Origin of the sequence: Jiangella rhizosphaerae, assembly GCF_003579925.1 — a bacterium.
Taxonomy (GTDB): domain Bacteria; phylum Actinomycetota; class Actinomycetes; order Jiangellales; family Jiangellaceae; genus Jiangella; species Jiangella rhizosphaerae.
In genome coordinates this window covers 1-18,999 of record NZ_QUAL01000103.1, presented here as the reverse complement: position 1 = coordinate 18,999, position 18,999 = coordinate 1, and the positions used below count along the sequence as shown (strand labels likewise).

Sequence of the window (18,999 nt, the reverse complement as noted above, 5' to 3'; positions counted from 1 at the left end):
AGGTGACGGCGTTCGACGACGGCTGGGGCGTGCGGCCCGACACCTCGGGGCGGTATCCGTCCACGAGGGTGGAGTTCGCCGGCGTGCGCATGTCGCGGCGCTGGCATCGGCCGGAGAGCTGGGCGCAGGTCAGGCTCGCGCAGACATTCGGCGGTCGGGGCAACCCGGTCGCCAGGCGCATCGCTCGCGCCGACGCCGTCGCCGACATCAGCGGCGGTGACAGCTTCACCGACCTGTACGGGCCGACCCGGCTGCACTCGGTCGCGGCGCCGAAGCTGGCGGCCCTGCGGGCCGGCCGTCCGCTGGTGCTGCTGCCGCAGACGTACGGCCCGTTCGACACCCCCGAGGGTCGTGTGCTCGCCCAGCGGCTGATCCGGTCGTCGTCGCTGGCCTACGCCCGCGACCCGCACAGCTTCCAGCGGCTGCTCGAGCTGGCCGGCCCGATGGCCGACGCCTCGCGGCTGCGCGACGGCGTCGACGTCGCGTTCGCGCTGCGGCCGCGCCGGCCGGCGCCGCACGTCGCCGACGTCGTCGAGGCCTGGGCCACTGACGAGGTGGTCGCGGGCGTCAACGTCAGCGGGCTGCTGCGCGACGCCGCCGGACGCGAACGGTTCGGGCTGGCCGGCGACTACGTCGCGACGATGACCGACGTCGTCCGCTCCCTCGTCAAGGCCGGCGCGCGCGTGCTGCTGGTGCCGCACGTCCAGGTGCCCGGCGGTCAGGGCGAGAGCGACATCGCCGCCATCGACCAGGTGCTGGGCGAGCTGACCCCCGCCGAGCGCGACCGCGCCACCGTCGTGCCGGCCGAGCTCGACGCCGCCGAGCTGAAGTGGTGCATCGCGCAGTGCGACTGGTTCACCGGCAGTCGCATGCACGCCACCATCGGCGCGCTGTCGTCGCGGGTGCCCGCGTTCGGCTACGCCTACAGCCTCAAGACGCAGGGGGTGTTCGAGACCTGCGGCATGGGCGAGCATGTCGCCGACGCGCGCGAGGTCGCCGGCGAGGCCGCGGTCGAGGCGATGACGGCGTCGTTCGATGCGCGGGGCGAGAGCCGCGAGCGGCTCGCCGCCACCGTGCCCGGCGTGGTCGACCGCGCCCGCGGGCAGCTCGCGGACATCGTCGCCGACGTGCTCAGCTGGCGCCACGACGCCGACCGGCGGGGAGCGATCGCGTGACGACGCGGCCGGGCTCGATCCAGGAGGTCGTCGACGCGCACCTGTGCAGCGGCTGCGGCACGTGCGCGTTCCTCGAGCCTGACGCGCTGCGCATGGCCGACGTGCCCGAGGCCGGGCGCCGGCCGCTGCCGATCGCGAGCATCAACGGCCGGGTCGCCGGCGCCGCCCTGGCGGCCTGTCCCGGTGCCCGGCTCCAGCACGAGGACGGTGTGCTGGACGGCGCGCCGCTGGGCGGCAGCTGGGGGCCGATCCTGGCGCTCTACGAGTGCTGGGCCACCGACCCCGTGGTGCGGCACAAGGGTTCCTCCGGTGGCGTCATCAGCGCGCTCGCCGCGCACGCCGTCACGTCCGGTGCGGCCGTCGGCGCCCTGCAGGTGCAGGCCCGCAAGGACGCCCCGCTGGAGAACGAGACCGTCCTCAACCGCAGCTACGCGGACATCGTCGGCGCGGCCGGGTCACGCTACTCCCCGGCCAGCCCGGGCGAGCGGCTGGACCTCGTCGAGGCCGCCGAGGGCCGCAGCGTCGTCGTCGGCAAGCCTTGCGACATCGCCGCCACCCGGCGCGCCGCGCAGTTGCGGCCGTCGCTAGGGGAGAAGGTCGGGCTCACCATCGGCATCTTCTGCGCCGGCACGCCGACCACCCGGGGGACCGAGGAGGTCGTCCGCCGGCTCGGCGTCGAGCCCGGGGACGTCGCCAGGCTGGACTACCGCGGCGAGGGCTGGCCGGGCCGGTTCCGGCTGCGCACGCGCGACGGGCGGACGCCGTCGTTCAGCTACGAGGAGTCGTGGGGCGAGACGCTGCAGAAGCACCGGCAGTGGCGCTGCATGATCTGCCCCGACCACACCAGCGAGTTCGCCGACCTTGCCGTCGGCGACCCCTGGTACCGGGAACTGCGCGACGGCGAGCCGGGCCGCTCGCTGGTGGTCGTCCGCACCGAGGCCGGCCGGGCCGCGCTGGAGGCGGCGCTGCGTGACGGAGCCGTCGCGGGCGGCCCCATACCGCTGGAGCGGCTGCCGCAGTCGCAGCCGAACCTGGCCGCGACCCGCGGTGCGGTCTGGGCGCGGGTCCGGACGATGCGGCTGGCCGGGCTGCCCGCGCCGGAGTACACCGGGCTGCCGTCCTTCCGGCTCTGGCTGCGGCTGGGCTGGCGCGACAAGGTGCGGTCCACCGCGGGGACGCTGCGGCGGATCAAGGCGAAGCGGCTGCGCGAGCCGGAGCCGCGCCCGATGCAGGAGGTGGCGTGAATGGGGCACCGCGCCGACATCGTCATGATCACCTACAAGAGCGCCGGCTACCTGCACCTCAGCCTGCCGCGGCTGCTGGAGACCTGCGGCCCGGACGACCGCGTCTGGCTGTGGCACAACGGCGACGACGAGGCGACCATCGAGGCGCTGCGGCCCTACCGCGACGACCCGCGGGTGTTCCGCTACCACCACAGCCGCGAGAACGTCCGGCTGCGCCCGCCGACCTGCTGGCTGTGGACCGAGTCCGAGGCGCGATTCGTCTCGAAGGTCGACGACGACTGCCTGGTCGCGCCCGGCTGGCTGGACACCTTCACCGCGGCGCACGACGCCAACCCCGACTTCGGCGTCATCGGCAGCTGGCGGCACCCCGACGAGGACTTCCGGCCCGAGCTCGCGCGCCGCAAGATCCAGACCTTTCGCGACGGTCACCAGCTGATGCGCAACCTGTGGGTCCAGGGCAGCGGCTACCTGATGCCGCGTGCCTACGTCGAGCGGCTCGGCGTGCTCGGCGAGAGCGAGTCGTTCACCGGCTACTGCATGCGGGTGGCGCGCGCCGGCGGGATCAACGGGTACTACTTTCCGTTCGTCCCCGAGGACCACATGGACGACCCGCGCTCGCCGCACACGCTGGTCCGCACCGACGCGGAGCTGGCCGCGCGGATGCCGCTGTCGGCGCAGGCCAACGGCGTCCGGACGGTGGACGACTGGCTCACCCAGCTGCGGCAGAGCGCTTACGTCCTCCAGGCGGCGTCGCTGAACCCGAACGCCTACCGCGGCTGGCGGCGCAAGGCCAAGGCGGTCCGCAACCGGGTGAAGCGGCTGGCCGGAAAGCCGGCTACGTGGTGATGGCCCCGGTGCCCCGGCCGGCCGCCGTCCAGGACGGCGCGCCCGAGGCCGATGTCGTCCTGGTGACGGTCACGTACAACAGCGCCGCGATCGTCGAGAGGTTCCTGCGCGCGCTGCCCGACGCGCTGGACGGGATCGGCTCGGCCCAGGTGGTGGTGGTCGACAACGACTCCGCCGACGGAACCGTCGAGCGGGTGGTCGAGCTGGCCCCGTGGGCGGTCGCGGTGAAGGCCGGTGCGAACCTCGGCTACGGCGCGGGTCTCAACCTCGGCATCGGGCACGTGCGGGCCCGGCGCGGCGTCCTCGTGCTCAATCCGGATGCCGTCCTCGAGCCCGGCGCCGTCCGCCGGTTGCTCGACGCTGTCGAGGCCGACCATGCGGTGGGCATCGCGGTCCCACGCATCGTCGATGCGACGGGCAAGCTGAAGTTCTCCCTGCGCCGCGAGCCGACCATCTTGCGGGCGATCGGCGAGGCGCTGCTCGGTGGCCACCGGGCCGCCCGGTTCCCGCTGCTCGGCGACATGATCCGTGACCCCTCGTACTACGTCGATGGCGCGACCGCCGACTGGGCTACCGGAGCGGCGATGTTCCTCTCCCGCCGCGTCCTCGACGCCGTCGGGCCATGGTCGGAGGAGTTCTTCCTGTACTCCGAGGAAACCGACTACGCCCTGCGTGCTCGCGATGCCGGCTACCGCATCGGCTACGTCTGGGACGCCGTCGCGGCCCACCCCGGCGGGGCGATGAGCAAGTCACCGTGGCTCTGGAGCCTGGTCGCTGTCAACCGCACCAAGCTGTACCGCAAGCGGCACGGCGCCGTGCGGTCGGCGGTGTACTGGGGCGTGGTCGTGTTCAACGAGGGCGTGCGCGCCCTGCTCGGCCGGCCGACGCACCGGGCCGCAGTCAAGGCGCTGCTGTGCGGCAAAGTAGGTAGTCGACTCAGCTAGTCCGGTGCGGGCGTCATGGCGTAGGCAACTATTTCTGCTCAGGCATTGGCGTGGCGCTCCCAACTTCCTACTCTGCAGCCTCCACGAGGCTGGTCCTCGACTCGTTCATCCTGTAATGTATACCCCTTACTCTAGGGGGCAAATATGCAGATACGTGACGTCTTTATTCGGAATTTTCGGGGAGTTGCTAGCGCGCGGCTCGCACAATGCGGAGACTTGAATGTCCTGATCGGTAAGAACAATGCCGGAAAGTCTACTATCCTGGACGCGATCAATGGGTTCTTCCGAATGGTCGCCACTGGGTCCGCTGTTGACCTCGAGGGTCCGCTTAGCAAGGAGACCAACTTCCGACGGAGCGCGGATGACGAGCGTTTAGAAGTGGAGATCTGGTTCGGTCTTTCACCGGACGAATTCTCGCTGATTCATGAACTAATCGTGGATGAAGCGCCCCAAATGCGCAACGCGTTAGAAGGGCTCGACACGTCCCACGCACTTGCCGTTACGGTAGCCGCAGCCAAGGGCGACCCTCCCTACGTCTATATAAAGAGCATTGTGTTGGTCAGGAAGGACGAGGACCGCAGTGCCGACCAGATCCTGCTGGATGTAGGTGGCCCGGCTGCGGCAGAGCTACATAAGAAGGCGCGGGAGGCACAACGCTTCGCTGACCAAGCGCGGGATCTTGAGGCTATTGGTTCGCGGCTTGAGCGAAGCGACTTCTCCATGTATAGGGAAGGCCGGTACTCGCGCGAACTACTTACCTCGATCATTTCTCGATCCTCCTCATCCAGACCTAGGGTAGAGGTCGTCGAAGACGTAGAGCGGATTCTGCGTGAATCTTCGGACCTAGCTGAAGCGATTCAAGGAATCGAATCGCTAGCTAGCATAGCAAGGAAGAAGCAGGAAGATCTTGAGACCAGCGAGTTGGCTAATAGTGTGGACACATTCTCTGGCCAGTCTGCGCGCCTTCCTAATTATGCGCTCGCGATACTCCAATTCCTTGGTCGAACGAAGTACCTTCATCTTCGTGACCGACGAAGCCCCGTGGGCCGCGAAGAGGCCCAGCAGTTGCTCCGATTGAAGGTCCGTCGCGGGGGGACGGAGACGCTCAAGAACATTCAGGACACTGTTCAATCATTGATGGGTGTCGTGATTGACGCGTTCGAGAGTCAGCCGGAGGGTCGCGGAGTGCGTGGCCTAAACACGAACGCGGAAATGGACGTCGACGAAGTTCTTGTTGAGATGAACGGCGCCGGAATCAGAGAAGCCCTCAGGCTGGTACTGGACAATGAGTTGAAGGGCCCAGATGTACTGCTAGTTGAGGAGCCGGAGATACATCTCCATCCTGCTCTTGAGATGAGTATGCTCCGATACCTGCGTTCTGCAAGCACGCGCTCGCAGATATTTGTCACTACGCATTCGACAAACTTTCTCGACATTTACGATATGCGGAACGTTTATCTTGTAAGTCGAGACAATGATGTAGAGGCGAGGCTCATTGACTTCGTTGAGGCAGAGGAAGCCATTCCGCAGCAGCTTGGCCTACGCCTTAGCTCGCTCTTCATGTTTGACAGACTCATCTTCGTCGAGGGAGCCTCCGATGAGGCGGTGCTTCGGGAGATTGCCGCAAAGATCGGGCTGAACCTGGGGCGCGCGGGCGTTGGATTTGTCCATATGGGTGGTGCTCGAAACTTCACACACTACGCGACGGAATCCACGCTTGCATTTCTTAGCCGACGGCGCGTTCAGATGACGTTCCTTCTGGATCGCGATGAGTCGACCGATGAGGAGCGTCGAAAGCTGGAGGGGTTACTGGGTGACCGGGCGCGCCTGCATGTACTCCTCCGCAGGGAACTTGAGAACTATCTATCGATACCGGCTGCAATTGCTCGATTCATTGCGGGTAAGAAGGGTCGCGCCGCGGAGGGCGATAGCGTGACACCAGAGGAGGTTTCCGCCCAGTTGGACCAGGTGGCCGAGTTGCTCAAGACGAATACCTTGGAGAGGGCGTTGCTGCGGAAGTTCTGCAGGCCGCTCTACATAGACCGTGATCGGATCACGTCGGCGTCGCGAAGCGCGGATCTGATTGAGCTCGCGCAAGCCGAAGCGGCGCGAGCTGCTGCAGAGTTGGATGAGCGCATCGTGGAGCTAAGCGGAGATGCTGAAGCCGAGACAGCAAAATTTGAAGAGCGTTGGGCACGGGAAAAGTTGGCCTTGGTTCCGGGCCATGAATTGATCGATGGTGTTTGTCAGCAGTACGGGATTAGATTCAAGAAAGAGCGTGACGCGCAGCGCCTCGCAGGTCAGTTGGACCAAAGTGAAATACCTGAGGAACTGGCTCGGCTGCTGCGAGAGGTGACCAGATAGCATCAGGTCGGCTCGCCTAGGGGACTGGGGCCCCGGTGCTGGGCGGGCGGAGACCGGCTATGGCGGCGCCTGAGATCGGGTTAGAGGCGGGACCGATGTACGTCGCCCAGGGCGCGGGCCCGGTCGGCGGCGTCCGCGAGCCATTGGGCGGCGGTGGCGACGCGGGCGAGTGCGGCGGCGGAGCCGTCGAACCGCCCGGCCCGCAGGTCGGCAGCCGCCGCTTCGAGGGCGCCGGCGTCGAACAACGGGTGCACGGACCGCGCCGAGCCGACCAAGGCGGCCAGCCGGGCAGCGAACACCGGCCGGGTACGGCCCCAGAGCTCGATCGGGAAGACCGACGAGCGGCTGTCCCACCAGTCGGCCGGCCCGTGGACCGACAGGCTGCCGCGAAGCGCGTGCGTGCCGACCTCGACGGCGCGCCGAGCGGCCCGGCGGCCGGCGGACACCGGGTGCCTGCGGGCCAGCCCGGCCAGTTGGTCGAGGTAGGAGCGGTCGCCGGACCAATACACGTGGTCGAGATGGCGCGGGCTGTTGCCGTCGTCGCCGCGTCCGATTCCCGCGGTGGCCGGGAACAGCTCGCGGTGCACGCGAAGGTGCAGCCGGCCGTTGCGCCGCTGGTCGGCCGTGAGCCGCGCGGCGAACCGAAGGAAGCGCGAGTCGAGGAACGGCGCCTCCGTGCGCAGCCCCGACCGGCGCACGGCGTTGAGCAGCATGTTGCCCCAGCGCACCTGCCGGTTGGCCACCCGCCAGAACACCGTCATGTCGGCGCGCCTGCCCAGATCCCACGGCTCGAACGACGCCGCCAGCCCGCCACGGACCGTGGGCTCGAGCGCTGCCGAGGCATCGCCGGACAGAAACCGCCGGGCACCGGAGGCCGCGCCGCCGTACCGGCTCCACACCTTCGCCTCGGCCTCGGCGGCCGAACGGACCCCGAGTGTCTTCTCGTCGCCCCAGAGCGGCCCGCCGCCGGCGCCGTTGACCAGCACGTCCGCCGACTCGGCGAGCGCATCGGCGAACCAGAGCTCGAACATCTCGGCCGGGCTGTGCGCGCCGTCGAGCCGCTCTGCGATGGTGATCGCGGCAGGCAGCAGGAACTCGTCGGTGACGGGGTAGCGGGTGTGCGTGAAGCCGAGCGTTCTCGCGACCTTGCCGGCCACCCGCGTCTCGAACTGCCGGCCGGTGCCGTAGGCGAAGGTCAGGGGCGACTCGCCCAGGTTCGCCGTGGCGGCCGCGATGGCCCGGCTGTCGAGGCCACCGCTGAGCCCGAGCGCGACGCGCACGTTCCGGTTGCGCTCGTACATCGTCGCGATGACCTCGTTCCAGGCGGCGCGGAACGCGAGGATCGCCTCGTCGTCGCCCATCGGCGAGTCGTCCGGAACGAACAGCGGCTGCGCCGTGATCGTGGCCGGACCGCCGGCGCGCCACGTCAGCACGCCGCCCGGCGGCAGCAGGCGGGCGCCGCGCAGCACCGTCCGGTCCTGCAGCGGGTGCAGCATGACCAGGTACTCCAGGATGCCCTGCTCGTCCGCATCGGGCGCCAGGCCCAGGCTCACCAGGCTCGTGAGGTGCGTCGACACCAGGAGCTGGCCGTCGACCTCGGCCCAGAACGCGGGCACGGACGCCATGCCGTCCGTGCTCATGACCACAGAGCCGTCGGCCGCCGCCCGCACGGCGACGTGGCCGGCTTCGGCGCCGGCGAGGTGGCCGCCCTTCGCCGACGTCACCGCCTGCGGCAGCCCGGCCGTCGTCGCCGCGACCGCCGCCAGCGCCGCGCCGTCCGATGTCTCCAGCAGGTTCAGCGGAACGCCGACGTCGACCACCGCGAGTGCGGTGGTCGACGTCTCGGCGATCCGGGGTGCCCCAGCTCCGGGAACTCGCGCGGCGGCCTGCCGGATCAGCTGTGACCTGCGCGACCTCGCTCGCGGCTCGTCCGGGCCCGCGACGAGGAGGATCTCTCCAGACATCCTGCTCCAGTGGTGGGTGGCCGTCTCTCGCCGGCCAGTGTGGCGGTGATCGTCAGGACACCGACACCGACTCGCCTGAGTCGGCCCAGGTGTTGTTCTCCCAGATGAAACCCGGCCCGCCGTCGCTGTCACGGCCGGCGACCGGTCCATAGCGGCCGCAGGTGTCGAAGTACTTCCGGCCGAACTGGTTGTCGATGTAGCGAACGTTCTCGGCTACCGGGAACTCCTTGGTGTCCAGCGATCCCGCGTACGTGCAGTACGAGCCGGTGGTGTTGAACAGATTGTGCTCGACCAGCACGTTGCGGACCTGAGCGAAGTCGCCGTACATCACGAAGGCGCCGGAGCAGCCCGGACCCTCGCACTCGATGGTGTTGTTGGCGATCACGTGATCCGCGCCGCCGTTGAGGCCGATGCCGGACCGGTGGGTGCCGGAGCCCTCCTGGTAGTAGTTCGCGTGGATGTAGTTGCCCTCGATGGTCGCGCCGTTGGTGATGCGGATGGCCGAGCCGACGTCGTAGATGCGCGAGTTCCGCAGCGTGAACGGGCACGCGCCGTACACGGTCTTCGCGTCGTCGGCGAGGACGTCCGTGTCACCGACGATCTCGATGTGCTCGATGACGACGTTGCTCGGGCACTGTCCGTCGGCCTTCTCGGTGATGTGCAGCGCGTACTGGCCGCCTTCGCGAGCGACGTGGTTGATGCGCACGTCCCGGATGACGACGTCGTCGTTCACGACCTTGATGCGGCCCTCGACGTCCAGACCCTCGATGACCTGTCCGTCCTCCTCGGTCGTGATGGCGTCGCTCGGCGCGAGGTCCGAGGTGCGGGGTCCCGTGGTCTCCATGGTCGGGAAGTCCCCGTAGACGACGTCCTCGGCCGGCTGCTCCGGCTCGGGCGCCTGCGTCTCTTCCGGCTCCTCCGACTGCGTCGGCTCCGGCTGCGGCTCCTCCGTCGGCTCGGGCGTCGGCGTTGGCGTGGGCGTCGGCGTGGCCGTCGGCTTCGGCGTCCGGTGCCAGCCGCGCTTCCAGTGGTGGTGCCGCGCGGGCTTGGCCTCGGGAGCGCCGATCTGGCGGGCGGCGGAGATGGTGTCGTCGGCGATGGTCGATGTGGGCTCACTCGGCTGAAGTGCGTACGCCACCGCGCCGCCCCCGGCGAGGAGGGCGAAGATCAGCGTGATGACGACGATGTGGCGGCGCGTTCTGCGGCGCGCGGGGGAGCCACCGTACTTGGGCATCGAATCAGTCCCTGCGGGTTCTCGACTGTGCGGTCTCTTGGGCCCGTGACCGTCTCGTGACGGTGCCCAATGAAACATGGACACCAAACCGTTGCAAGCTCGTGACCTGCAGCAAGGGCCTCAGAATGGTCCGGACCACCGGGTCGAGCCCGGCCAGCATGGCCAGCGACACCATTGCGCCTAACAAGCCGCCGAGCACCGCTGCGACCAGCGGCGATGTAGCTAGCCACCAGGTGAGGGCGCTGGCGACGCCGGCCGCGGCCAGTCCGGCCACCACGGCGGGAAGAAAAATCATGAAAAACTTCGCGATCCGGATGTCGAAGGTGCGGGACGCGACCGCCAGGAGGAGGATCGCAGCCCCCGCGGAGGCCGCCACGATGGCCCAGCAGAGCACCGCCAGCCGGCTCAGCGCGGTGTCGTCGAGTGCCGCCGCGGTGAGGAGCGCGGCGGCGCCCAGCCCGCTCCAGATCCACAGCACCACCGCGAGCGTCCCCGGCTTGCCCCTGGCCTGCAACGCGGGCCCCAGCAGCAGGGTCAGTGCCGAGAGCGCCTGGCTCACGGCGAGGATTCTGATGGCCTGGGTTGTGCCGGCCCATTCGTCGCCGAGCAGCTGCTGGACGGCGGGCGCCACCCCGGTGACGATGCCCAGCACCGGCAGTGCCAGCGCCGCGGTCACGCGCTGCATGCGCAGGAGCCGGGCGTTGAAGGCGTCCTGGTCGTCCTGCAGGGCGGACAGGCCGGGCAGCGAGACCGCCTGCATCGAGCGCGCCGTGACGTCGACGACCATGCTGGTCAGGCGCTGCCCCATCCGGTACAGGCCGACCAGCACCGGACCGAACAGGGCACCTGCCAGGATGACGTCGAGACGGCCGCCGAGGAACAGCCCGAGGCTGGAGGCCGACGACCGCACGGAGTAGTGCCACAGATCCTTCGCCGCCCCGGTGTTGAACCGCAGCCGCGGCCGCCAGTGCGACACGCGCCACAACACCATGACCGTGGTGACCGTGGTGACCACCTGCTGCGTGACCAGCGCCCAGACTCCCCAGCCGGCGACCGCCGCGACGATGCCGGCCACGCCGCCGGCGAGCACGGACGACCAGCTGCGCACGGCCAGCTTCCGGAAGTCCAGGTGGCGGCGCAGGATCGCCTCGTGCACCACCACCGACGAGCTGAGCGGGACGCTCAGTGCCAGCACCTGGATCACCGGTGTGAGCTCGGGCAGCCCGTTGAGCGCCGCCCACCAGGGCGCGACGAGCAGCCCGAGGCCCGTGCAGACGACGCCGGCGCCGAGCACGAGCCAGAACGCGGTGTCGGCGTGCAGGTCCGAGAGCGTCTTGCGGGCGATGATCGCAGGCATCATGCCCTGCTGCTGGAGCATCTCGATGAAGTTGGTGAACACCAGGGCCATCGCGATGACGCCGAACGCGCGCGGGCCGAGCATGGCGGCGAGCGCCAGCGACAGGCCGGTCGTGATGGCCATCTTGCCGATGGTCAGCGAGTAGGACCAGATCGCGGCCGAGCGGAGCCTCGAATGACGTCTGGGCTTGGCCCGGCGCGCCTCGTAGCGCGCGGCGAGAGCCCCGTCCGCCGAGCGACGCGCCGGCGGACGCCGGGCCGGCCGCCGGCCCGCGGCGTGCCGTCCCGGTGCCTGACGCTCGATGGTCTCGGCGGTCATCGACGCACCACGTCCGGTCGTCCGCTCACGGCGACCCGGGGACGGGCGTGATCTGCACTGCCCCGAACGTCGCGTCGAGCTGGTGCGCGATCAGCACGATGGAGCCGTTGGCGACGCTGTCGAGGTCGTCGAGCGTCGCCGACCAGGCGGCCGGCTCGGCGGCACCGGTGGGCCACCACTTCATCGAGTACCGCGCGCCCTGGGCCAGGCTCTCGACCCGCACCTTCATCGTGTAGCTGGTGCCGAAGGCGATGCCGCTGCCTTCACGGGTGCCGCGCTTGACCGGCGAGTTGCCGTTGCCGCGCAGCTCCCACCGGGCACCGTCCTCGAAGAACCGGTACCAGCTGTAGGCGCCGGCGGGGAACCAGTCCCAGGCCGGCTGAGAGCTGTCGACGGCGGTGTGACCCTGCCAGCGCAGTCCCAGCCCGATCATCGGCGCGCCGGACAGATGCGTGTAGGCGCCCGGTCCGAAGCCGTGCACCGTCATCGGCACGGTCACCTCGTAGTCGGTCCACCGCAGGTCGCCGACCGCCACCAGCCGGTCGTACCCGGTCGTGGACGTCCGCAGCGTGCCGGGGCCCGTGACCCAGCGGCCGTCGACGACCTGGCCCTGGTGCTGCAAAGGCGTGGACACCGACCACGTCACCGTTCGCGGCAGCGAGAGCACACCCGGGTCGGCGACGCTGACGGTGACGTTCGCCGTGGCCTGGTGCCCGTTCTGGTAGGTCGCGTTGATCGCCACCGTGTGCTGGCCGGTCGACAGCGAGGAGCGCGGGATGTCGATGTTGAAGTCGCCGGGGTTCTGCAGCCGCCGGTTGTCCGGTCCGATGCTCAGCGCCTCGGCCGGCCCGCCGTCGACGCGGTAGGTCAGCGCCGTCACGTCGGCCGGGTCGGCCACCGAACCGAGGATGTTCACCCAGGGCTGGGTGTGGGCGGGCGTGCCGAACGACTGCTGCGCGCCGTACCAGACGTCGATCTCGTCACCGGAGCCGGTCGGTGCGGCCGTGGTGAACGACCCGGTGACCGGGGTGGCGGGATTGCCGGCGAGGTCGCTGCCCCGGACGCGGTAGCGGTAGGTGGTCTCGGGCTCCAGCCCGGTCAGCGTCACCGAGTGGTTGAGCGCCGCGCCGGACTCCGTGACGGTGGAGCCGTACGACGTCGTGAGGCCGTGGTCGACGGCGCCGCCCGCCGGCTCGTTCGTCGTCCACTGGACGGTCGCCGAGACCGCCGTGGCGGTCACGGTCGGCTGGCCGATCACCGGAGGTGTGGTGTCGGGCGGCAGCTCGTAGCCGTCCTCGGGGTCGACGGGATGCGCGGGGTCGAAGACGTAGTCGACCAGCGCGCTGTACGCCGGCGCCGCCGACCCGCCGGCGTTGCCCGCATGCGCTCCGGCCCGGGTCAGGTCGATGGCCTGGGTGAAGGTGACGGCGGTGGTCCACGACTGGCCGTCGGCCGACCAGCGCAGGGTCCAGGTGTCACCCGCACGCGACACCCGCAGCCGCACCGACGGCAGCGCCGGGAGCGACTGGTTCAGGCGGCTCTTCGGAGTGCCGTTGACGGTGCTCGACGCGAACAGCCGCGGGCCGGTGCCGTCGTGGAAGACGTCGAATCGCGTGAAGGTGCCGGGGTTCTGCTCGAACAGCAGGCCCTGGGTCTGGTTCTTCACGGTCGGCATCGAGTCGAACTTCGCCTCGAGCGTGACGTCGGCGTCGGCGACCGCCTGGACGAGGCGCAGCGAGTCGGCATTGCGCCACGGGTTGTGGTCGGAGCCGGCCGGGACCCCGAGAACCAGCCGGGCGTCTGCCGTGCCGGCGCCCGTCAATGACACGGTGCCGTCCCCGGCGGGGTCGACGACGCTCCAGCGCGAGGCCAACTCCCCGGTGGCGAAGTCGTCGGAGACGAAGCCGGAACCGGGAGCGGGCGTCGGAGTCGGCGTCGGGGTGGGGGTCGGCGTCGGCGTCGGCGTCGGGGTCGGCGTCGGCTCGGGCTCCGAGCCACCGCCGTCCTCCGGGCTGACCGGTGCCGCCGGGTCAAAGACGTAGTCGACGGCGGCGGTGAAGGCCGGTGACGACGTGCCGCCGGCGTTGCCCGCGTACGGTCCCACCCTCGTCAGGTCGATGGCCTGCGTGAAGGTGACCGCAGTCGTCCAGGACTGGCCGTCGGCGGACCAGCGCACGGTCCACGAGTCGCCCGCGCGGTCGACGCGCAGACGGATCGACGCCAGGTCCGGCAGCGCCTGGTTGGTCCGGGTCTTCGGCGTGCCGTTGACCGTGGTCGACGCGAACAGCCGCGGCCCCGTGCCGCCGTCGAACACGTCGACGCGCACGAACGTGGCCGCGCTCTGCTCGAACAGCAGGCCCACGTCCTGCGTGGCGGTGGTCGGGATGGTGTCGAACTTCGCCTCGACGGAGATGTCGGCATCGGCGACCGACTGCATCACCCGCGGCACGTCCGCGCTGCGCCACGCGTTGTGCTCAGTCCCGGCCGGTACGCCGATGGTCAGCCGTGCGTTCGCCGTGCCGCCGCCGGTGACGGCGACGGTACCGTCGCCGAGCGGGTCGACGACCGCCCAGGCGCTGCTCAGCGTCCCCGACGAGAAGTCGTCCGAGGTGATGCTGGTGGTCTCGGCCACGGCCGGCGGCGGGATGAGCAGTGCGGCGGCGGTGACACCGACGGCGATCAGGCCCAGCGCGCGGGCATGCTGTCCGGTGAGGTTCATCCGTCCTCCCTCGAAGCGTCCACGCCCGCGCGGCGCGTGGATCCGGACAGGGCGGGGGCGCGGTCGAGGACCGCGTGCTTCACCCGGCTGGCCTTCATGTGCGCCTTCCTCAAGCCCCAGACGGCGGCGAAGGCCGCGATGCAGCTCAACCGCTGCGACAGGGGTGCCGGCAGACCGGCGAGCGTTCCGGTGACCCTGCGCATGACCTGAATGCGTCGCGGCTTGGCCTGCGCCGCCCGCTTCGGGTCGAACCAGCTGGCGACGGCGGCCAGGCTCTTCGTGCCGCCCTGACGGCTCGACGCTTGGTGGATGCGCCGGAGGAACAACCGCTCGGGCACCTCGTGGAACCGGCCGAGTGCCGCGAGCTCGGCGAGCAGCACCACGTCCGACGACGGGTAGGGGCGGATCCGCCCGCTCGCTCGCAGCGCCTCCGTGCGGACGACGCCGAAGACCGCGTTGCACAGGCTCCAGTTGCGGGCGTACTGCGCGACTCGGCGGTACGCCCGCGGCGAGCGCAGATCGAGGCCGTCGCGGTACGGGCGGATGGGTGCGCCGTCGTCGTCGATGAGCATCGTCTGCGGGTAGGCCAGGATGGCCTCGGGGTCCGCGTCGAGCGCTTCGACGCAGCGTCGCAGCAGTGTCGGGGCGCAGACGTCGTCGTAGGCGACCCAGCGGAACAGCGGCCCGCGAGCGAGGTCGACCGTCCGGTTGTAGTTGTAGGCGGCACCGAGGTTCTCGGGGTTCCGGTACAACCGGATCCGCGGGTCGCGCCGCGCGTACTCCTCGCAGATCTCCCAGGTGCGGTCGGTCGAGGCGTTGTCGCTGACGATGATCTCGAAGTCGGCGAAGTCCTGGGCGAGCAGGCCGTCGAAGGCCTGCGCCACGTAGCGCTCGGCGTTGTAGAGCGGCATGCCGAGACTGAGCCGCGGCACGGCGCCCCCTGGCGGGCCGCCCGTCAGCGGGTGCATCGCGGTCGCGGACATCGTGGCCACCTCAGACCGCGACGACCTCGGCGGGGACGCCGAGCTCGCCGAGGTGGCCGGTGATCTCCCGCTCGTACGCGGGATTGGTGATGAGAACGGTGGTGACCTGCTGGCCGGGCAGGTCGTTGGGGGCGATGACGCGGTGCCCGGAGCCGGGCAGGTAGCGCTCCCACTTCCGCGGGTTGAGGTCGACGACGGTGAGCCGGCCCTCGGGGTCGACGGCGTTGAGGAAGCTCACGCCCTTGGAGCCCGCGCCCCAGAGCACCGTCCGCGCACCGTGCCGGGCGATGTCGTCGCGCCAGCGGGTGACGTGCTCGTGGTGCCGGTCGGCGAAGTCGGCGAGCAGCGCGAGGTGATCGGCCGGGTCGACGGCGGCCGGCTCGGTGCTGCCGGCGCGGACCTCGACCCACGCGTACTGGTCGGAGAACGACCGCCCGGACGCCACGACCTCGAAGCCGCAGCGGCGCATCAGCGCGTGCAGCGAGTCGGCGGAGAAGTAGGAGACGTGCGGGTAGATGAAGTCCCACATGCCGGTGGGCCCGAAGTCGAATTCGGCGGCCGGCACCTCGAAGTAGTGGACGGCGTCCGGCGGTGCGGCCGCGCGCAGCGAGCGCAGGATCGCCGCGGGGTCCTCCAGGTGCTCCAGCACGTGACGGCACACGAGCAGGTCGTACGGTTCGACGTCCTGGCCGGGCCGGTAGTAGTCGCTGACCAGCGTGACGCCGGGGATCTCGCGGTCGGGCATGGTGCTGGGGTCGTAGCCGATGCCGGTGCCGCCGGTGAGCTTGGTGATCGACTCCAGGAAGTCGCCCTTGCCGGAGCCGATCTCGACCACGACGCCGCCGCGCAGGTCGTAGGTGTCGACCAGCCGGGCCGCGAGGTCGTCGGCGTAGGCCTGGAACGTCGGGGAGAAGTGCAGCGAGTTGTCGTACTCGGCGTCGTAGTCGATCAGCGCGGGGTCGAACGCGACGTTGACGGCGTGACCGCAGTCGAGGCAGCCGGCGAGGTCCAGCCGGCCGAGCGACGCCGAGCGGGCTGCGCCGCGGTCGTCGAACATCACGCCGTTGAGCACCGGCGTCAGGCCGAGGTCGGCGATCGGCCGGAGCCGGTCGCTGCCACAGGCGAGGCACTGGCGGAAGGTCATAGCGTCTCCAAGGCGGTCTGGACGCCGCGGGCGTCCAGGTCGCGGCCGATCTCGCCGGCATAGGTGGGGTTCATGACGATCACGAGGTCGGGGGCGAGGTCGGGCACGGCGTCCGGCGGCACCACGCGGTGGCCGCTGCCGGCCAGGTGGCGGTTCTGCTTGTACGGGTTGATGTCGACGGCCGCCGCGACGTGCCGCGCGTCGTCGCCGAGGGTGGCGAGGAACGCGACGGCCTTCGAGCTGGCGCCCCACAGCAGCACCCGGCCGCCGTCCGCGGTGACCTTGCGGACCCGGCCGCGCCAGTGCGCCCGCGCCTCGTCCATGCGCGCGACGAACGTGTCGGCGGCGGCCAGCACGTCGTCGCGGTCGTCGCCGCCGGCGTCCGGGACGTCGCCCGCCAGCGGCCAGCTCCCGGCGACTGGCCGGGCCTCGATGACGAGGTACTGGTCGTCGTAGGTGCGCCGCACGTCCAGCGGCTCGAACCCGCAGCGGCGGAACAGCCCGGCCAGCGAGCCGGCGGAGAAGTACGAGCAGTGCTCGTAGTACACGTCCCAGAAGGCGCCCTCGCGCAGCACGCGCAGCACGTCGGGCAGCTCGAACAGCACGACGGTGTCCGTGCGCGGGCCGATCGCCGCGCGCACCGACCGCAGCCAGGCCCCGACCGGCGCGATGTGCTCCATCGTGTGCCGGCACACCACGGCGTCGGCGTCGATGGTCTCCATCGCCTCCGGGAACGGGCCGCGGACCCAGGCGGTGCGCGGTCGCAGGCCGGGATCGATGCGCTCGGTCCGGACCGCGGGGTCGACGCCGATGCCGTAGCCGACACCGGCGGCGATCATCGTGGCCAGGAACTCGCCCTTGCCGCAGCCAAGCTCGACGACGGTCTTGCCGACCAGCCCGTAGCGGCGCACCCAGCCGTCGGCCAGCTCCGCGGCGTAGTCGCGGAAGCGGGGCGAGCAGCCCTGCGACTCCTCGTAGTCGTCGTCGTATCGCGTGAGCGCCGGGTCGAACGCGGTGTTGGTGACGAAGCCGCAGCTCCCGCACGCCGCGATGCGCAGCTCACCGGCGGGGAACGCGCGCGCCGCCGCCTCGTCGTCGAGCATGAGGCAGCTCGCCGCCGGCACGCGGTCGACGGTGTAGAAGGTCCGGAGATCGCCCCCGAAGCAGGCGGGACAGGCGGTGGTCATCGCAGCGACCCGACCATGGCGACGTAGCGGCGGGCCTGGTCGCCCCACGCCAGCTCGGTCTCGATGCGCTGCCGGCCGGCGGTGCCCATCTGCGCGCGGCGGCGAGGGTCGTCCAGCAGCGTGGCGATGGTCTTGGCCATGACGACGGGGTCGCCGTCGGGCACGTACTCGGCGGCCGGCCCGGCGCACCGCATGGTCTCCCGCAGATCGGTGGCCACCACGGGCACCGCGTGGGCCATGTACTCGAGCGTCTTGTTCATCGTCGAGCGGTGGTTGAACTCGCACGGCGGGTCGGGGGTGACGCCGAGGTCGGCGGTCGACAGCCAGCGGCCCAGCTCCGCCTGGTCGACCCGGCCGGTGAACGTCACCCAGTCGTCCAGGCCCAGCCGGGTGCACTGGGCGCGCAGGTCGTCGAGGCTGTCGCCGTAGCCCAGCAGCCCGAACCGGGTGTCCTTGCGGCCGAGCACGTGCACGTAGTGGGCGACGGCGTCGAGCAGGCGGTCGACGCCGTCCTGCGGCCCCATGATGCCGATGTAGCAGACGAGGAACTCGCGGCCGCCACGCAGCTGCGGGTGCGGCTCGCCGCGCTTCATCAGCTCCGGGTCGGGTGAGCTCATGACGACGGTGGTGCGGCCGATCGGCAGCCTGCCGCGGGTGAGCGCGACCTCCTGGTACGACGGGTTCGGGCTCACCACGCGGTCGGCGGTGGCGTAGGTGGCCCGCTCGAGCAGCAGCAGGGCGCGGTAGAGGGCGCCCCGCTTGCCGAACCGCGCTTCGTACACCTCGGGGCACAGGTCGTGCTGGTCGTAGACGAACTTCTTGCCGCGCAGCTTCCACAGCAGGCCGAGCAGCCAGTAGGTGTCCGGCGGGTTGCACGCCTGCAGGATGTCGAAGCCCTCGGCGCGGGCCGTCCGCACCGAGAGCCGGGCGGTGCGCAGCCAGCAGACGATGAACTCGACGAGGTAGCTGACGAGGCCCGACGTGGCCGGCGGCGGCTGGTACGACCGGACGACGATGCCGTCGAGCTCGTGCCGGTCCGGTTCGTCCGGCGACTCCTTCGGGCAGATGACGGTGACGCCGTAGCCGGCGTCGAGCAACGCCCGGCACTCGTTGCGGACCCGGCGGTCGATGCGCACCGGAATGTTCTGCACGACGATCAGCACCCGCGGCGCCGTGCGCCGCCGGGCTCCACCCCAGACCCCCATGAACTGTGCCCCCCCAGGCCTCTAGTCGAGCGTGCCGGCCGTCAGGCGGTCGCTCCCGGCTGTGCGTCGCCCGGTTCGGGGGACTCCTTCCGCGACGCGACGTACATGGCCGCGCCGGCCGCGGTGAGCAGCCCGCCGACGCCCAGCGCCTGGGCGACGTCGCCCGGGCCGGTGTTCGGCAGCCCGCCGCCGGCAGTGGTGTCGTCGTCGCCGCCCATCGGCGGCGCGGCGCTGCCCGTCGGCTTCGGCGTCGGCTTCGGCGCCGGCGTGCCGGTCTCGCCGGGCGGCGGCTTCGGGGCGCCGGGGGAGCCGAGG

The 18,999-nt window shown here is 70.7% G+C and carries 14 protein-coding genes; 5 read left to right on the top strand and 9 right to left on the bottom strand.

The features are described from left to right. The first annotated feature begins 2 nt into the window (after positions 1 to 2). The 5 genes from DY240_RS11255 (at position 3) to DY240_RS11235 (ending at position 6,573) form a co-directional block, all read left to right on the top strand. Positions 3 to 1,175, top strand: coding sequence for a polysaccharide pyruvyl transferase family protein (locus tag DY240_RS11255; protein ID WP_119659988.1), 1,173 nt, complete (start codon positions 3 to 5; stop codon positions 1,173 to 1,175). Continuing rightward, entirely contained in the window at positions 1,172 to 2,419 is a 1,248-nt protein-coding gene (locus tag DY240_RS11250; RefSeq protein WP_199701318.1) for a Coenzyme F420 hydrogenase/dehydrogenase, beta subunit C-terminal domain, read from the top strand. The genes DY240_RS11255 and DY240_RS11250 overlap by 4 nt, the downstream gene beginning before the upstream one ends. Then, a complete protein-coding gene (locus DY240_RS11245; protein ID WP_119659987.1) occupies positions 2,420 to 3,265 on the top strand; it encodes a glycosyltransferase family 2 protein in 846 nt (281 codons plus the stop codon). It abuts the gene before it with no gap. Next, positions 3,265 to 4,209, top strand: coding sequence for a glycosyltransferase family 2 protein (locus DY240_RS11240; protein ID WP_119659986.1), 945 nt, complete (start codon positions 3,265 to 3,267; stop codon positions 4,207 to 4,209). Before DY240_RS11245 ends, DY240_RS11240 begins: the two co-directional genes overlap by 1 nt. A gap of 144 nt (positions 4,210 to 4,353) precedes the next feature. Then, positions 4,354 to 6,573, top strand: a complete 2,220-nt coding sequence (locus DY240_RS11235; RefSeq protein WP_119659985.1) for an AAA family ATPase — start codon at positions 4,354 to 4,356, stop codon at positions 6,571 to 6,573. A gap of 80 nt (positions 6,574 to 6,653) precedes the next feature. Here the strand turns inward: DY240_RS11235 and DY240_RS11230 are convergent, their stop codons facing one another. The 9 genes from DY240_RS11230 to DY240_RS11190 all read right to left on the bottom strand — a co-directional run. Beyond that, on the bottom strand, positions 6,654 to 8,537 hold the full coding sequence (locus DY240_RS11230; RefSeq protein WP_158602820.1) for an asparagine synthase-related protein: 1,884 nt from the start codon (positions 8,535 to 8,537) through the stop codon (positions 6,654 to 6,656). Positions 8,538 to 8,589: 52 nt separating this feature from the next. Beyond that, complete coding sequence (locus DY240_RS11225; protein ID WP_147375286.1) at positions 8,590 to 9,771, bottom strand: right-handed parallel beta-helix repeat-containing protein; 1,182 nt, start codon at positions 9,769 to 9,771, stop codon at positions 8,590 to 8,592. A gap of 4 nt (positions 9,772 to 9,775) precedes the next feature. Then, complete coding sequence (locus DY240_RS11220; RefSeq protein ID WP_119659983.1) at positions 9,776 to 11,446, bottom strand: lipopolysaccharide biosynthesis protein; 1,671 nt, start codon at positions 11,444 to 11,446, stop codon at positions 9,776 to 9,778. A gap of 25 nt (positions 11,447 to 11,471) precedes the next feature. Next, entirely contained in the window at positions 11,472 to 14,165 is a 2,694-nt protein-coding gene (locus DY240_RS11215; RefSeq protein WP_119659982.1) for a fibronectin type III domain-containing protein, read from the bottom strand. Continuing rightward, positions 14,162 to 15,148, bottom strand: a complete 987-nt coding sequence (locus DY240_RS11210) for a glycosyltransferase family 2 protein (protein ID WP_147375283.1) — start codon at positions 15,146 to 15,148, stop codon at positions 14,162 to 14,164. Before DY240_RS11210 ends, DY240_RS11215 begins: the two co-directional genes overlap by 4 nt. Positions 15,149 to 15,158: 10 nt before the next feature. Further along, positions 15,159 to 16,292 (bottom strand): class I SAM-dependent methyltransferase, encoded by a 1,134-nt coding sequence (locus DY240_RS11205; protein ID WP_119659980.1) that lies wholly within the window; start codon positions 16,290 to 16,292, stop codon positions 15,159 to 15,161. Continuing rightward, positions 16,289 to 17,479 carry a class I SAM-dependent methyltransferase gene (locus DY240_RS11200; RefSeq protein WP_119659979.1) on the bottom strand — a complete coding sequence of 397 codons (1,191 nt, stop codon included), beginning with the start codon at positions 17,477 to 17,479 and terminating at the stop codon, positions 16,289 to 16,291. Before DY240_RS11200 ends, DY240_RS11205 begins: the two co-directional genes overlap by 4 nt. Beyond that, positions 17,476 to 18,684 carry a glycosyltransferase family 4 protein gene (locus DY240_RS11195; RefSeq protein ID WP_199701316.1) on the bottom strand — a complete coding sequence of 403 codons (1,209 nt, stop codon included), beginning with the start codon at positions 18,682 to 18,684 and terminating at the stop codon, positions 17,476 to 17,478. Before DY240_RS11195 ends, DY240_RS11200 begins: the two co-directional genes overlap by 4 nt. A 41-nt stretch (positions 18,685 to 18,725) precedes the next feature. Then, a partial coding sequence (locus DY240_RS11190) for an LPXTG cell wall anchor domain-containing protein (RefSeq protein ID WP_119659978.1) occupies positions 18,726 to 18,999 on the bottom strand: 274 nt, incomplete at its 5' end.

Excerpts from the sequence above, each read along its gene's own strand:
- DY240_RS11225 (WP_147375286.1), bottom strand. The coding sequence starts at position 9,771 with ATGCCCAAGTACGGTGGCTCCCCCGCGCGCCGCAGAACGCGCCGCCAC.
- DY240_RS11240 (WP_119659986.1), top strand. The coding sequence starts at position 3,265 with ATGGCCCCGGTGCCCCGGCCGGCCGCCGTCCAGGACGGCGCGCCCGAG.
- DY240_RS11195 (WP_199701316.1), bottom strand. The coding sequence starts at position 18,684 with ATGGGGGTCTGGGGTGGAGCCCGGCGGCGCACGGCGCCGCGGGTGCTG.
- DY240_RS11210 (WP_147375283.1), bottom strand. The coding sequence starts at position 15,148 with ATGTCCGCGACCGCGATGCACCCGCTGACGGGCGGCCCGCCAGGGGGC.
- DY240_RS11230 (WP_158602820.1), bottom strand. The coding sequence starts at position 8,537 with ATGTCTGGAGAGATCCTCCTCGTCGCGGGCCCGGACGAGCCGCGAGCG.
- DY240_RS11220 (WP_119659983.1), bottom strand. The coding sequence starts at position 11,446 with ATGACCGCCGAGACCATCGAGCGTCAGGCACCGGGACGGCACGCCGCG.
- DY240_RS11215 (WP_119659982.1), bottom strand. The coding sequence starts at position 14,165 with ATGAACCTCACCGGACAGCATGCCCGCGCGCTGGGCCTGATCGCCGTC.
- DY240_RS11245 (WP_119659987.1), top strand. The coding sequence starts at position 2,420 with ATGGGGCACCGCGCCGACATCGTCATGATCACCTACAAGAGCGCCGGC.
- DY240_RS11205 (WP_119659980.1), bottom strand. The coding sequence starts at position 16,292 with ATGACCTTCCGCCAGTGCCTCGCCTGTGGCAGCGACCGGCTCCGGCCG.
- DY240_RS11235 (WP_119659985.1), top strand. The coding sequence starts at position 4,354 with ATGCAGATACGTGACGTCTTTATTCGGAATTTTCGGGGAGTTGCTAGC.
- DY240_RS11200 (WP_119659979.1), bottom strand. The coding sequence starts at position 17,479 with ATGACCACCGCCTGTCCCGCCTGCTTCGGGGGCGATCTCCGGACCTTC.